This is a genomic window from Leucobacter sp. 7(1) (assembly GCF_900163635.1).
Lineage (GTDB): Bacteria > Actinomycetota > Actinomycetes > Actinomycetales > Microbacteriaceae > Leucobacter.
Genome location: NZ_FUID01000049.1, coordinates 19,138 through 32,337, shown reverse-complemented (window position 1 = coordinate 32,337; position 13,200 = coordinate 19,138). Strand labels below are relative to the sequence as shown.

Genomic DNA, 13,200 nt, shown 5'->3' with positions numbered 1-13,200 from the left:
TGCCGACAATGGCGAGTTTGCCAGAGACCGTCGCTGTCGCTCCCTTCCCGGGAACAATGCTGAAGTCAGCTGCGGGCTCTAGATCCGTGATCTGCTTCTTAGCTGCGGCCATGATTGCGCGGGCAATGATGTGCTCCGAGCCTTGCTCGACTGACGCGGCTACGCTGAGCAGCTCGTGCTCCCTAATGTGTGCTGCGGTGGCTGTGCTCGTCACTGTCATCGTGCCGGCGGTCAGTGTGCCGGTCTTATCCAGGACGACGGTGGTGATGGTTCCGCTCGCTTCGAGTGCGTCTTGTCCTTTGACAAGGATGCCCAAACTTGCACCTCGTCCAATACCCACCATGAGCGCAGTGGGGGTCGCGAGTCCGAGAGCGCAGGGGCAGGCAATAATCAGCACCGCGATTCCGATACCGAAGGCGTCTTGGAATGCCGTGCCTGCGAGCATCCATGCAAGTGTCACGAGAATCGCGAGAGCGATGACTGCGGGAACGAAGTAGGTGGTGATGCGGTCTACGAGGGTCTGTACTCGAGCTTTACGGGATTGGGCCTGTTCGGCAAGGGCGGCCATCTGCGCGAGCTGGGTATGCGCCCCGACCGAGACCGCGAGCACTTCGAGTCTTCCGTTGGTGCTGATCGTTCCACCAACAACGTTGTCTCTCGGGCCGATATCCTTCGGGACGGGTTCCCCTGTCAACATGCTGGTGTCCACAGACGCGTACCCGGCACTGATCGTGCCATCCGCCGGAATCGTCTCGCCTGGAAGGACCACGAAAGTATCCCCAACTCGGAGCGAACCGGCCGGTTCGATGCTCTCGCCGCCATCCCGGGTAATGCGCACATGGGTGGCGGCAAGCTGACCCAGTGCGCCGAGGACATCTCCCGCTTTTCGTCTGGAGCGTGTTTCGAAGTACCGCCCGGCGAGTTGGAATGTGGTCATCCCGGCAGCAACATCCAGGTAGATGGAGTTTGCTCCTTCCGGGGTGACGCCGAAGCCGAGCCAGTATCCGGCTCCGTCCTGCCCGATACCGAGCAGAAGGGACGTGACCGCCCAGCCGAACGATGCTGCGATGCCGAGTGACACGAGGGTGTCCATGCTGACGTTGCCGTGGCGGAGGTTGCGGAGGGTTGCTTTGTGAAACGGCCATGCCGCCCAGGTGACGATGGGAAGCGCGAGCAGGATACAGAGCCATTCCCAGCCGGGGAAGCGCCAGCCTGGGACGAGTGCGAGGACGATCGTGATGTCCATCAGTGGAACTGTGAGGATCGCGGCGACCAGCAGTCTGCGCCGGAGGGAGGTGATCCTCACCTCTGTTGCGCGTCTCGACCAGGCGTCGTCGGCGTCATCGTGGACGCGGGCTCCGTATCCGGCTTTCTCCACTCGACGCACTGCGAGGTCCGCGTCGGCGGGCGAAAGCCCAGTGATGATGGCGCGTTCCGTGGCGTAGTTCACACTTGCCGTTACTCCGTCGAGTTGGCCCAAGGCACGCTCTACTCGACCCGCGCATGCGGCGCAGGTCATGCCGGAGATATCGAGTTGAAGGGGATCCGTGGCGTTCTGTTGGATCGTCATGAGCTGGTTCCTTCCTTCGTGCCGGGAAGCTGGGGCCCTCGCACGTTGCGAGCTTGTCGAGCACTGAGCTTTTCGAGCATCCGGTTGTAGTCGTCGAACTCGTCATCAAGGCCCGCGTCGAGGTGACGATCTTTGCGGCGTGCATCCTTTGCGTCCTGTCTCGACCACTGCACGCCGAGAGCGATGATGACGAGGAGGAGAGGGATTTCCCCGCCTGCCCAAGCGACTCCGCCGCCCAAGTATTGGGATGCTTTGAGGTCGGCCCAGGGCAAGGCAAGGTACCGGTAGAAGTTCTCGGCGATGATATCGCCGCCAGACATCAGGATGACACCGAAGAAGGCGTGGAAGGGCATTGCCGCAAGCACAAAGCCGAGCTTGCCGATGTGAGGGAGCGGTCGCGGAGGACGGTCCACGCCGATGACTAAGCCGTAGAACAGATAACCCGCGATGAGGAAGTGCACGTTCATGAACTGGTGGGCCCAGTGGAAACGCATGTACTCGCCGAAGATGCCCGAAAAATACAGGCCATAGTACGAGCCGACGAACAGCGCGAAGACAATCAGAGGGTTGTAGATGAAACGAAGCACGCGCCAGTGCAAAGCCCAGGTGACCCAGTCATGGATCCCGGCAGGGAGCTTCGGATTCGACTTGGTCGAGCGTAGGAGGAGTGTCACGATGCCGCCCATGACCAGCAGAATCGGCGCCAGCATGTTCAGGCTCATGTGCACGATCATGTGGATGCCGAAATCGGGTGCTGAGTACTTGCCGAAACCCGAGCTGGTGACAAACACCACCACAACCCAGCCGCTCACCCAGGCCACGGTCCGTCCCACCGGCCAAGCATCCCCACGCCGGCGGAGAGTGCTCACTGCGACGAGATACACCGTGACCGCTGCCACTGCGAGGAGCAGGAAGAGAATGTTCGGCCGCCAGTGCGTGAAGAGCACGAGCGGTGTTGGCGACTCATTCACTTCGAAGCCCAAGAACACCTGCGAGATGCTCGTGGGGACAAAATAGTGCGGAGGCGGGAAACGGGTCATCGCGGCGGTGACGCCCACCCATCCCGCGATCGCGATGGCCATACCGCCAAGCACGCGCACCAGCCGCTTCTCGTTAATGCGCCGACGTCGCCAAATGCTCCACGAATACATCGTCAGCCCGCAGATGATCGCCAGGAAGATCCACCGCGTAATGATCTGCCAACCGGTGACGGAGTCGAGAAACCCGGTTCCCGCGAGTTTGAACCAGGCAAGGAGAAGATCAGCTCCGACAACAACCGTAAGAGTGAATGCAAGCAGCAGGAAGATACGCGGAAGAATCTCCACAGAGACCAGGCGACCGGATGCGACCCGGATCCCTGCCAGCAGGATCACTCCGAACGCAGCGCTGGTAAGCAAAGACTGATAGATGCCTGCGTCGCTTCCGAAGTCGTGTTCGGGCCCGACAAGAATCTGTCCGACTACCACGGGGGCCAGTACGCCGAAACACGCTGCCCAAAGCGGAATCAGCAGGCCCGTCCAATGCTCGATGAACATGCTGAAGAAGAACACGACGAGAGCGGCGAGCAACGTCACTGTCCACGCTTTGGGGAAGGAACTTGCTTCATACAGGAAAGACAGCGCCCTCGAAATCTCCAGCCGCGCGAAAGGCTGTCCGTTGTTATCGAAGATAGTGAACACCACCATCGCGCCCGCGGCAGAAGCCCACACCCCTGAACCGATCTGGAGCACTTTCAACTCCAGCGGGCTGCGCAAAAGATCAGCATTCCGCCCTCGCGCATCCCGGAAGAACAGCAGCGTCAGTAGCGCGCCGATGGTCACCATTGCGGCGACATCAGCGATGGCCTGGCCGGCTGCAGTGAGGATACCGACGTCAAGACCCGGGAAGCTCCGGCGAAGTAGATCGTAGGGTGCTGGACCCGCAAGTATCGTGACCAGCGGTGGAGGCACGAGAACGAGACCGGCGCACAAGGCAGCCAGGGTGCGTACGACGCCCGAGCGTCTATTGATGACTACTGGATCGTTCGCGCGAGCCGCATCATTCTGGGTCGAAGGAGCGGTGGTCAAGAACCCTCGTTCTCCCAGGCGACGAGCTCGAAACCTGCTTCAGAAACGGCGTTCTCGATAGCAGATCGCTCAACCAAGCCTCCATAGCGCACTGCGACTGCCCCCGAAGCGGCGTTGACGTCTGCCTCTACAACGCCACTTACCGCGAGGAGTTCAGCGGAGAGTGCCTGCTCGCAGTGCCCGCAAGTCATCCCGTTGACGCGGAATTCCAGTTCGTTCATCGGGGTGCGAGCCTTTCACTTCTTCGGACACAACCACCGCTAAGTCTACGACACGTCGAGATGTGTGGTCTTCCAGGGCACTCGCAGCAACTACGTCATGTAGAGTTACTACGTCTTGTAGTGCTATCAGGAGGAGGCAGACGTGATCGTAGAGCAGGGGAACGACGACACTATGGGCGTGGTGGTCAAGGACTTCAACGTCGACACCGTGACGTCCGAGGACATCGACCGGCTGAAGCAGTCGATCTACCGAGACAAGGTGGCCGTGCTCAGGAACCAGGGCGACATCACCCCGGAGCAGTTCGTGAAACTCGGCCGCATGTTCGGCGATCTGGTGAGCTATCACGAACCGATGTATCACCACCCGGACTTTGAGGAGATCTTCGTCTCCTCGAACATCCCCGAGGACGGCAAGCAGATCGGCGTGCCGAAGACAGGGAAGTTCTGGCACGCTGACTACCAGTTCATGCCGCAGCCGTTCGCGTTCACGATCTTCTCACCGAAGGTGCTGCCGCCGAAGAACCGCGGCACGTTCTTCATCAACATGGCTGCCGCATACGAGGCGCTCCCGCAGGAACTGAAGGATGCTGCAGCGGGGACCACGTGTTCGCATAGCGTGCGGAAGTTCTTCAAGATTCGTCCCGATGATGTCTATCGCCCTCTCGGTGAGATCATCCGCGAAGTTGAGGAGCACACGCCGGCAGTTACCTTCCCTACCGTCATGGAGCATCCCGTCACCGGCGAGAAGATCCTCTTCATCAGCGAGGGCTTCACCGTCGAGCTCAACGGCAGCGACGATCCCGACCTGCTCGACAAGCTCTTCGAAGCGACCGGGCAACTCGACCAGGAGTTCGCGCACCCCAATATCTACCAGCACGCATACGAGCCCGGAGACATCGTCATCTGGGACAACCGCACGCTGATCCACCGTGCACTGCACACCACCACGCCTGCAGCGACGGTCTCCCACCGCGTCACCGCGCTCGACGGCCTCCCCCTCTACGCTCGCGCACTGTGACCGCACGGTTCTCGACGGGGCGGCTCGATGACCGCGAACCGGTGTTTCACCGGGCGGTGAACCCATACCGGCCCAAGGGATGCATCTATCTCACCGGCGCGGAGGTGACCCTCTCCGAAGAGGGGCAGGTCGCCTCCCGTGGACAGTTCCGGATCGGCGAATCTTGCTACATCGACGATACCGGCCACTTCAACGCAGCCGAGTTCGTGATCTGCTACAACCAGCTCATGTACACGACCCTTGCGGTCGCCGTGCAGCATTCCCTCCTGCCCGCGTTCTCACACTGGACACTCGACGATTACTGGGCGCGGCAACTCCCCGATGTCCTCATCCACAAGCTCACCAGCAGCTACCAGCGACCGATCGATGCACGCGGGTTCCGTGCCGATTTCACGATCACGAGCCTCAGCACCCGCGCGCTCTCGCGCGGCATGCTCACCCTGGAGACGAGCATCCGCTTCGAAGACGACAACGGCGGCCGCGCGAAAGGCGAGGTAGCCCTCGCGCTCGTCAACGCTCCCGCATCAGGTGACCAGCATGACCCCTGATGCCACTGTTACGGTCATCGTCCCGTCTTTGGATGAAGCGCAGAACCTCGAGGAAGTGCTCCCCAAGATTCCGGCGCAATACGAACTCATCATCGTGGAAGGGGCGAGGTTTCACCGTACGAGCGAACTCGTAAGGTCTCTCCGGCCTGACGCCCGTGTCATCGAACAAACCCGATACGGCAAAGGCAACGCGGTGGCGTGCGGCTTCGCGGCCGCCACCGGAGACATCATCGTCATGTTCGATGCTGACGGCTCCGCCGATCCTGACGAGATCCCACGTTTCGTGGGGGCAATCACCGACGGTGCGATGTTCGCGAAAGGCACCCGGTCGCGGGGCGGAGGAAGTGACGACATCACTCACCTCCGCAATGCCGGAAACGTGGGATTGACGCTACTGACGAACCTGATGTTTGGGGTGCGCTACACAGACCTGTGCTACGGGTACAACGCCCTTCACCGCGACCTGCTCCCGCTCCTCGACCTCCCCGATCCAGAACCTGCGGGAGGGGCACCTCAGTGGGGCGATGGATTCGAGATTGAGACCCTGATCAACGTGCGGGCTGCGCTCGCAGGTGTCCCGATCACTGAGGTTCCGAGCCATGAACGCTCCCGTATCCATGGAGTCAGCAATCTCAACGCTTGGCGCGATGGGAAACGGGTGCTTGCCACGTTGGTTCGTGAGCGACGCACCGCGAGAGAACGCCTGATCGCAGTTGACCCTATGCATCAATCCGACACCCCACTGTCGGTTCGCGGTCAGTTCCCCCTGTCGTAGTTCCATGCGCCTCGAGATCGTCATCTGCACATACACGGAGCACCGCAGCCACCTGGTGGACGCCTGCATAGCTTCCGTGATCAAGGAACTCCCTGAGACCGGCACGATCACCCTCGTGGTCGATCACGCGGCCGCACACGCGCGGGCACTTGGAGATCACTACCGGCGCATTCCTCGCGTTCGCTTGATGGAGAATACGAGGCAGCGCGGACTTTCCGGTGCGCGGAACACGGCGATCGCGGCCAGCACTGCTGACGTGCTGCTCTTCATCGACGACGACGCCATCCTGCAAGAAGGCTGGTTCGAGGCACTTGCTTCCCGGCTCGAAGACCCCAACGTTGCAATCATCGCCGGTGCCGTTCTGCCAGATTGGGAGAGCGCAACTGGTGCCCCAACATGGTTCCCACCCGAGTTCGGATGGGTGGTGGGCTGCGATTATGTCGGCATGGCCGCGAGTGGGTCAGAGGTTCGCAACCCCATCGGTGCGTGTATGGCAATCCGCAGGGAGGTATTTGCCGGCATCGGGCTCTTCGCCGAGGGACTCGGAAGGATCGACACCCACCCCGTTGGCGGTGAGGAGACGGACTTGGGCATCCGGCTTCGCAAACAGATGCCGGATGCCCAGATCATCCGAGATACGGACCTGGCGGTGCGCCATTTCGTACCGCATGCGCGAACACGCGTCTCCTACATGCTGCGCCGATGCTTTTGGGAAGGCCGTTCTAAAGCGCTGCTCCAGGCACGTGCTTCTCTTCCGCGAAGCTTGGGAACCGAACGAACCCACGTCCTCACCACGGTCAGACACGCGGTCTTCACGGACTTTCGGAGCATGCTCGGGGGCGACCGCTCAGCGTTCCCCCGGAACTTCATACGCCTGGCCGGCCTCTGCGCGGCAGGAACGGGATTCGTTACCTCGCGGCGACGGCATCGACGTCAGGCTGCACTCGAGGGTAGCCCGCACCTCGGCGTGGATGTCACCGTGTGCATCGCAACCCTCGGTCGCAATCGTGCGCTGGCAGAAACGGTCCGGGCGGTCCTAGCTCACACGCAGGCCCAGGTGGAGGTACTCGTCGTCGATAACGATCCCCGCTCCGGCCGTGTTCGCGCCACCCTCCATGATCTCCACGATTCGCGGTTGCGGATCGTGACCGAACCACGCAAGGGTCTCTCGCTCGCGAGGAACCGCGGCATCTCCGCCGCCCGGGGCCGCATTGTCGCGTTCACTGACGATGACGCGCACCCGGAACCGGGGTGGGTCGACGCTCTCCTGTTGGCCATGTCTGATCCGCTCGTGGGCGGCGTGACCGGCCGAGTCATACCGATGTCGACTGACGCAGACGTGGAACGCTGGTTCGAGGAAGCGATCGGCTTCGACAAGGGAGAGACGCGCGCCGAATGGGGACGCGGCGACGTTGCCGCCTCAGGTTGGCAAACGGGCCGTCAGGGACCGGTGTACCCGGTTGCTGCGGGTGAGTTCGGCTCCGGCAACAATATGGCCTTTCCTCGCGCGTTCCTCGTTGAGCAGCACGGTTTCGCTGAAACCCTCGGAGCGGGGTCGCTCACGCGAGGCGGCGAAGACCTTGACATGTTCCGAAGGGTGATTCTCGCAGGCAGGATCTTGCGTTACGAACCTGCTGCTCTGGCGAAACATCGTCACCGGGACACGTTGCCGGCGCTGCGCACACAATTGTTCGGGTACGGCACCGGCATGGCCGCGAACGTGACCCGGCTCGCAGCGACCTCACCCCGCCACATCGTGTCGGTGCTTCGCGCGTTGCCGGCCGGCCTCAGGATGCTGCTCTCCAAGGATTCGACGAAGAATAGTCAGCGGCCTGGCGACTATCCGCGTGCACTCGTGTGGATCGAACGGCTCGGGTACGTTGCCGGCCCCGGTCTGTATCTGCTCGAAGCGATCAGAACAGGACTCGGGCTCCGGGGGCGCAGGAAGGGAGGCACCGATGCGTGAAGGTGCGTTGATGCGTCCTCTGATCGTTCTCTCGTGTGCGTTGTCCCTGCTGGTGCCGATTCTCGCGTGGTGGGATCTGCCCATGCCAGGCCGCATCGGCCTCGCAATCGCATTCGTACTCCTGGTCCCAGGAGCGCCCCTCGCCATCATCCTTATCCGCCGATCCGGAGCGGTGCTCTGGGCCCTCATCCCCGCACTCTCCCTCTCCTTAGTGATGCTCCTCACCGTGGCGCAGGTCACAACCGGTACCTGGAGTGCGCCGGCCGCAGCCACCATTCTGGGGTTGGGAAACGTGGCCTGCACGGCATTCGCGTGGAATCGCACAGCGCCCCTGCGAATCACGCGCCCGGTTCTGCGCAGGCCCGGACATCGCAGAATCGTATCCGTCGTGGCGCTCTTCATCGCGGTCGCGTTGTGGTGGGCGGCAACGACCAGCGTCGATCTCGACGCGTCTGGTGCTGCCGGCCTGGTCACCGTTCTGCCCTGGACCTATTGGCTGGCACTTATCCTTGCCGTCTCTGTCGCGGTCTTCGCAATCACCAGCAAGCCGACGCCAGACGGGGTCATGGCGGCGATCGGGGTCGCCGTCCTGGCGGTCATGGTCACCACATTCGTCGGCATCGCGGACGGTGGATCACCGGTCGGCACCGCCTATGTGCATGTCGGCTTCGTGGACTGGATCTCCCAAACCGGCACCCTACGCGAGGCGATGGATGCGCGGTTTAGCTGGCCTGGGTTCTTCACCGCTGCCTCGGCTGTGACCGGTTGGGCCGGCCTTGCCGACGCGACGCCGTTCGTCGTGCTCTTCCCCGTACTCGCGGTGCTCTTGAGTATGGCACCGGTTTACGTCATTGGCATGGCGGTGTTCAGGGACCGTGCGGTTGCCTGGACCGGGATGTTGCTGTTCGTGCTCGGCAACTGGGTGCAGCAGGACTATTTCGCCCCGCAGGCGGTCGCATTCCCGCTGATGCTGACGGTCATCGCGGTGCTGCTTTGGCAGGCCAGCGAAACCGGGATCCCCGCAGGCACCGCAAGGGGTTGGCGGCGATTTCTCGAGCCGATGCGCCGGACTCCAGCCCGACTTCCGGGATATTCTGCCTGCCGCGCCCTCATGCTCGAAGCGGCTCTGCTGGTGATCGCGAGCGCGATCGTCATCTCTCACCAGCTCACCCCGGTTTCGCTCATCGTCGTATTGCTACTGCTGAGCTTGCTCGGTGCGACGCGATCACGAACCCTGTGGTTCGGTGTCTCAGTGGTGTTCGCAGCCTGGTTCGCCTTTGGTGCAACCGACTGGTGGACGGGGCATCTGAGCGTACTCATCGATGGGTTCGGGCGTCTCGATGAGGCCGTCGGCGCCGGTGTCGTAGAGCGCGTCTCCGGTGACCCCGTCTACCAGGCGATGCAGGCGGCACGGATCGGCTGGTCTGCGTTGTTCGCCATCGCGGGATTGGTCGGTTGGCGGGTGACTCGCGGCGGCAGGCTTCCGATGCCCGTGACCGCTGCTCTAGTGGTCGCACCAGTGTCGCTCGTGCTTGGGCAGCCGTACGGTGGTGAGGTTGTGCTTCGCGTGTACCTGTATGCGTTGCCAATTCTCGCAGTACTCGCCGCGGGCGGCATCGCACCGCTCATCCGGGCGCGAAGCGCTCTGTCTCGTGTTGCCCTCACGTTGATCATGGTGCTCGCCGCTGCGGGAGTGACCACCGCGCGTGGCGTGAACGTTGCTTTCGAACGCACGCCTGCGGATGTGCTTGAGGTCGCACGCGCGGTGCTGTGGGAGACCCCGACCGGGAGCACGATCCGCCCGTTGGCGACCGAGGGCGCGTTACGGGTCGCCCGGATCGGCGATCTCCACCACCCGCCCTCCGTGGACGGCGATGGCACCGCGTTCGAACGCCTGCTGCAGCAGGCGCCCGATGTGGTATTTCTCACCACCATGCGAGAGCGGTACGAGCAGATCACCAGGGGCGCAAGACCGGGCTGGTACGAAAACGTTGCGACGCTCCTGGAAGCGAGCGGCCAGTACCAGGTGACCCATCGCACAGAGCACGTGATCGTGCTCGAACGGATACCCGGCCTCGGAGAGGACGAGTGATGACGCTACTGGACTGGTTGATCGGCGGGATCGCTGGGATCGCCGCCGCGACCGCATTTGCAATGTACGCCTGGTCGGTGGTGCTCCGTGAGCGGCGCGGCCCCGACGCCCATAGAGTGACGCTGCGCCAATCGCGGCCGGTATTCACCACACTGTTCGTGCTCATTACCGCCCTTGGAGTAGCACTCTTGGTGCTGCGTCTTGGAGTCCTCTCATGAAGAAGTCGACCTGGGTCACGGCGCTGCTCATCGCGGCTGTCACAGCCGTCGGAGCATTCGGCGTGACGCACGGCAATGCTGCTCCTGCCTTGTCCTCAAGCTTGACCGGGGATTCCGATCTTGCTGCAGAAGCGGCGCCATATCTCAGCGGTGTCAGGGATCGCGTGTCGATCTGCGTGTGGGAGGACGGTAGGTTCACGTCAGCTGGATTCGGAGCCGACGCCAACACCAGATATGAGATCGGGTCCATCACCAAGACATTCACCGGCATGCTTCTCGCCGACGCAGTCGCTCGCGAAGAAGTCGATATCGACGACCCGGTCGGCCGCTACCTCCCGCTTGACGACGCACCGGTTGCCTCGGTCACGCTCCGTGAGCTTGCTGCGCACACCAGCGGCCTCGGGGAATGGGGTGACGATGAGCGAGATGACACTTGGATGCGCTGGTGGGTGGAAGACATCCGAGGCGACACCATCCACAATCTCGATCTCGAAGCACTCTACGATCGTGCACGCACCGACTCGTTGTCGACTCGAGGCGAGTACCGATACTCCAATATCGGCTTCGCGCTCCTCGGGCATGCGCTCGCCGAAGCGGCGGGAATCTCCTACGACACCCTGCTGCAGGAGCGAGTGCTGGGCCCAGGAGGTATGAGCGACTCAGGACTTACCTCCGACACTGACCGGAATGCGCAACGAGGTTATCGCGCTGACGGTCGTGCGGCACCTCCGTGGCGGCTCGGCTCCTATGCGCCCTCCGGTGGCGTGTACTCTACCGTCACTGATCTCTGCCAATACGCGGTTCGGCTCATCGACACGCACGAATCGGATGCGGCAGAGACAGACGTTGATGTGCTCGGAACCGTGATGGCGGGTACAGATCTTGGATGGGACGTCTCTGAAGACGGGGACAGCTTCGTCCTGTCGAAGACGGGGCAGACTGGCGGCTTCCAGTCCGTGGTCGCTCTCGCTCCTTCAGCGTCGCGCGTGGTGGTCGCCCTCACCAACACTGCGAACGACCTCGACCCACTCGTGCAGGCTCTCCTCGAGGGCGGTCGGTGACCGTGGTTGGATCGGTGCGGATCCGAGCCGGACACGTCTCTGAGGGTGCGCCGGCGGTGGGTATTGAGCAGGAAGTTGCCGCGGGAATGGGGCCGGCCAGGCGCACTGAGTTCTGTTCGGCACGTGCCCTCGCGCATGATGCCCTCGCGAGTCTCGGACTCACTGCACCACAAGGCATCGGGCAAGCCGGTACGGGTGCACCGCTCTGGCCGCAAGGAGTATCGGGCAGCATCGCTCACTCCGGCGACCGCATCGCCGTTGCCGTTACCGATACCCCCGGCATATTCATTGGCATCGACCTCGAACCGGTCGGTGCCGTACCGGCTGACGTAGCAGTTTCCGTGACCACTCCCGGCGAACTCGCGGACGCGCATTCGCGGAGCGGTCTGCCGCTGAACTCTCCGCTGCTGCACACGCTGCTGTACGTCGCGAAAGAGAGCAGCTTCAAAGCACTGAACCCGACTGACGGCGAGCACATCTGGCATCCAAGAAATCTTCATTTCCAACTCACCGACTGGGAAGAACACCACGGGACATTCACCATCAACCATGACCTGCAGGTGCAGGGCCACTGGTGGACGGACAACGGCTATGTCTTCGCGAGCACCACGATCGGGCTGGAATCATGACTCCGTGGCCGGAAGTATCCGTGATCGTGCCGTTCCGGAACGCTGCCGCAGACCTTCCAGACGCTTTCGCCCAACTCGCGCGTCTCAAAGGGCCAGTGGAAATACTTCTCATCGACGACGCCTCCACCGACAACGGCCCCGAACTCGCCGAAACCTACAGCCATAGCGATCCCCGGACACGTGTGATCCACCGGACCAAACCTGGTGGATCAACACGCTCACGCATGGCCGGCGTCAACGCAGCTCGCGGCCACTACATCTGGTTCTGCGACGTCGACGACGAATGGGAACCCGACATCGTCACCACCCTGCTCCACGAAGCCACGTCGCACGACGCCGATCTTGTTGCGTGTCGTGCGGAACGGGTCGAAGCAGATGGTCGCCGCTGGGTCATGGAAGGTTCGCCACATGCACGCAGTGTCTCCGGTCACAAACTGTCGTCACTCGTGTGGACTGGGCAGCTCCGTGGGTATCTGTGGAACAAACTCATTCGCCGCACCCTCATCCCGCCGCTTCGGCGAGAGACCCTCTCCTCTCAGGACGACTTCCTCATGATTCTCGACATCCTCGAGCACACCCACCGCGTGCGCCTCATCCCCGACATCAAGTATCGGTACTTGGAACGAGCAGACTCAATCAGTACTGGGACGGCCTTGCGACGAGAGAACGTGCAACGCTGCCGTAGTGAAGCGATGCGACGTCTCCTGCCAGCGCATCCCACACGACGTGAGCAGCGCGATGCCGACGCGTTCACGCTCTGGTTCTACCTGGTGCCGTCGATCGCGACACCCGTCCACCGCGGCTGGGCCAACGAAGACGCCACCACAGTGCGAAAGGAACTCACCCCACAGATCGCCTGGCGAACCATTCTCCACTTGGCAAGAAATCAGCCCTCCGTCGCCGCGCATGCGGCACTCATCCGGGCCAGCGGGCGCTACTACCCAACGCTTTACCGTCTGTCGAGAAGGGTGACACGGGGGCTCCGCACCGGTAATCTACGAAATGTGGAGAAAAAGTGACGGGCCGGCAGTGATGG

At 62.5% G+C, this 13,200-nt stretch carries 12 protein-coding genes; 9 read left to right on the top strand and 3 right to left on the bottom strand.

The annotated features are described in order from the left end of the window. From FM113_RS09150 to FM113_RS09140, 3 genes are all read right to left on the bottom strand, one after another. Nucleotides 1-1,570, bottom strand: a 1,570-nt coding sequence (locus FM113_RS09150) for a cation-translocating P-type ATPase (protein ID WP_087013878.1), incomplete at its 3' end; no start/stop codon positions are given. After that, nucleotides 1,567-3,636 (bottom strand): cytochrome c oxidase assembly protein, encoded by a 2,070-nt coding sequence (locus FM113_RS09145; protein WP_254908941.1) that lies wholly within the window; start codon nucleotides 3,634-3,636, stop codon nucleotides 1,567-1,569. The genes FM113_RS09145 and FM113_RS09150, both read right to left, overlap by 4 nt. Beyond that, nucleotides 3,633-3,857 (bottom strand): heavy-metal-associated domain-containing protein, encoded by a 225-nt coding sequence (locus FM113_RS09140; RefSeq protein ID WP_087013875.1) that lies wholly within the window; start codon nucleotides 3,855-3,857, stop codon nucleotides 3,633-3,635. Before FM113_RS09140 ends, FM113_RS09145 begins: the two co-directional genes overlap by 4 nt. Nucleotides 3,858-3,999: 142 nt before the next feature. Between FM113_RS09140 and FM113_RS09135 the strand changes: the two genes are divergently transcribed. The 9 genes from FM113_RS09135 to FM113_RS09095 all read left to right on the top strand — a co-directional run bounded on the left by FM113_RS09135 (nucleotide 4,000) and on the right by FM113_RS09095 (nucleotide 13,183). Further along, nucleotides 4,000-4,875: a TauD/TfdA family dioxygenase gene (locus tag FM113_RS09135; protein WP_254908940.1), complete on the top strand. Its 876-nt coding sequence runs from the start codon at nucleotides 4,000-4,002 to the stop codon at nucleotides 4,873-4,875. Then, nucleotides 4,872-5,423, top strand: coding sequence for an FcoT family thioesterase (locus FM113_RS09130; RefSeq protein ID WP_176387141.1), 552 nt, complete (start codon nucleotides 4,872-4,874; stop codon nucleotides 5,421-5,423). The genes FM113_RS09135 and FM113_RS09130 overlap by 4 nt, the downstream gene beginning before the upstream one ends. Beyond that, on the top strand, nucleotides 5,413-6,198 hold the full coding sequence (locus FM113_RS09125; RefSeq protein WP_087013870.1) for a glycosyltransferase family 2 protein: 786 nt from the start codon (nucleotides 5,413-5,415) through the stop codon (nucleotides 6,196-6,198). The genes FM113_RS09130 and FM113_RS09125 overlap by 11 nt, the downstream gene beginning before the upstream one ends. A 4-nt stretch (nucleotides 6,199-6,202) precedes the next feature. Further along, the gene (locus FM113_RS09120) at nucleotides 6,203-8,164 is read left to right on the top strand and encodes a glycosyltransferase (protein ID WP_087013867.1); all 1,962 of its coding nucleotides are present in this window, start codon (nucleotides 6,203-6,205) and stop codon (nucleotides 8,162-8,164) included. 82 nt (nucleotides 8,165-8,246) lie between these two features. Beyond that, on the top strand, nucleotides 8,247-10,256 hold the full coding sequence (locus tag FM113_RS09115) for a hypothetical protein (RefSeq protein ID WP_140393327.1): 2,010 nt from the start codon (nucleotides 8,247-8,249) through the stop codon (nucleotides 10,254-10,256). Continuing rightward, the gene (locus FM113_RS09110) at nucleotides 10,256-10,474 is read left to right on the top strand and encodes a hypothetical protein (RefSeq protein WP_087013862.1); all 219 of its coding nucleotides are present in this window, start codon (nucleotides 10,256-10,258) and stop codon (nucleotides 10,472-10,474) included. The genes FM113_RS09115 and FM113_RS09110 overlap by 1 nt, the downstream gene beginning before the upstream one ends. Further along, nucleotides 10,471-11,535, top strand: coding sequence for a serine hydrolase (locus tag FM113_RS09105; protein ID WP_087013860.1), 1,065 nt, complete (start codon nucleotides 10,471-10,473; stop codon nucleotides 11,533-11,535). Before FM113_RS09110 ends, FM113_RS09105 begins: the two co-directional genes overlap by 4 nt. Beyond that, on the top strand, nucleotides 11,532-12,164 hold the full coding sequence (locus FM113_RS09100; RefSeq protein ID WP_087013858.1) for a 4'-phosphopantetheinyl transferase: 633 nt from the start codon (nucleotides 11,532-11,534) through the stop codon (nucleotides 12,162-12,164). The genes FM113_RS09105 and FM113_RS09100 overlap by 4 nt, the downstream gene beginning before the upstream one ends. After that, a complete protein-coding gene (locus FM113_RS09095; RefSeq protein WP_087013855.1) occupies nucleotides 12,161-13,183 on the top strand; it encodes a glycosyltransferase family 2 protein in 1,023 nt (340 codons plus the stop codon). The genes FM113_RS09100 and FM113_RS09095 overlap by 4 nt, the downstream gene beginning before the upstream one ends. The last annotated feature ends 17 nt before the right edge of the window (nucleotides 13,184-13,200 follow it).

Coding starts and splice junctions, on each gene's coding strand:
- FM113_RS09140 (WP_087013875.1), bottom strand. CDS start 3,857: ATGAACGAACTGGAATTCCGCGTCAACGGGATGACTTGCGGGCACTGC.
- FM113_RS09125 (WP_087013870.1), top strand. CDS start 5,413: ATGACCCCTGATGCCACTGTTACGGTCATCGTCCCGTCTTTGGATGAA.
- FM113_RS09120 (WP_087013867.1), top strand. CDS start 6,203: ATGCGCCTCGAGATCGTCATCTGCACATACACGGAGCACCGCAGCCAC.
- FM113_RS09115 (WP_140393327.1), top strand. CDS start 8,247: ATGCCAGGCCGCATCGGCCTCGCAATCGCATTCGTACTCCTGGTCCCA.
- FM113_RS09110 (WP_087013862.1), top strand. CDS start 10,256: ATGACGCTACTGGACTGGTTGATCGGCGGGATCGCTGGGATCGCCGCC.
- FM113_RS09105 (WP_087013860.1), top strand. CDS start 10,471: ATGAAGAAGTCGACCTGGGTCACGGCGCTGCTCATCGCGGCTGTCACA.
- FM113_RS09095 (WP_087013855.1), top strand. CDS start 12,161: ATGACTCCGTGGCCGGAAGTATCCGTGATCGTGCCGTTCCGGAACGCT.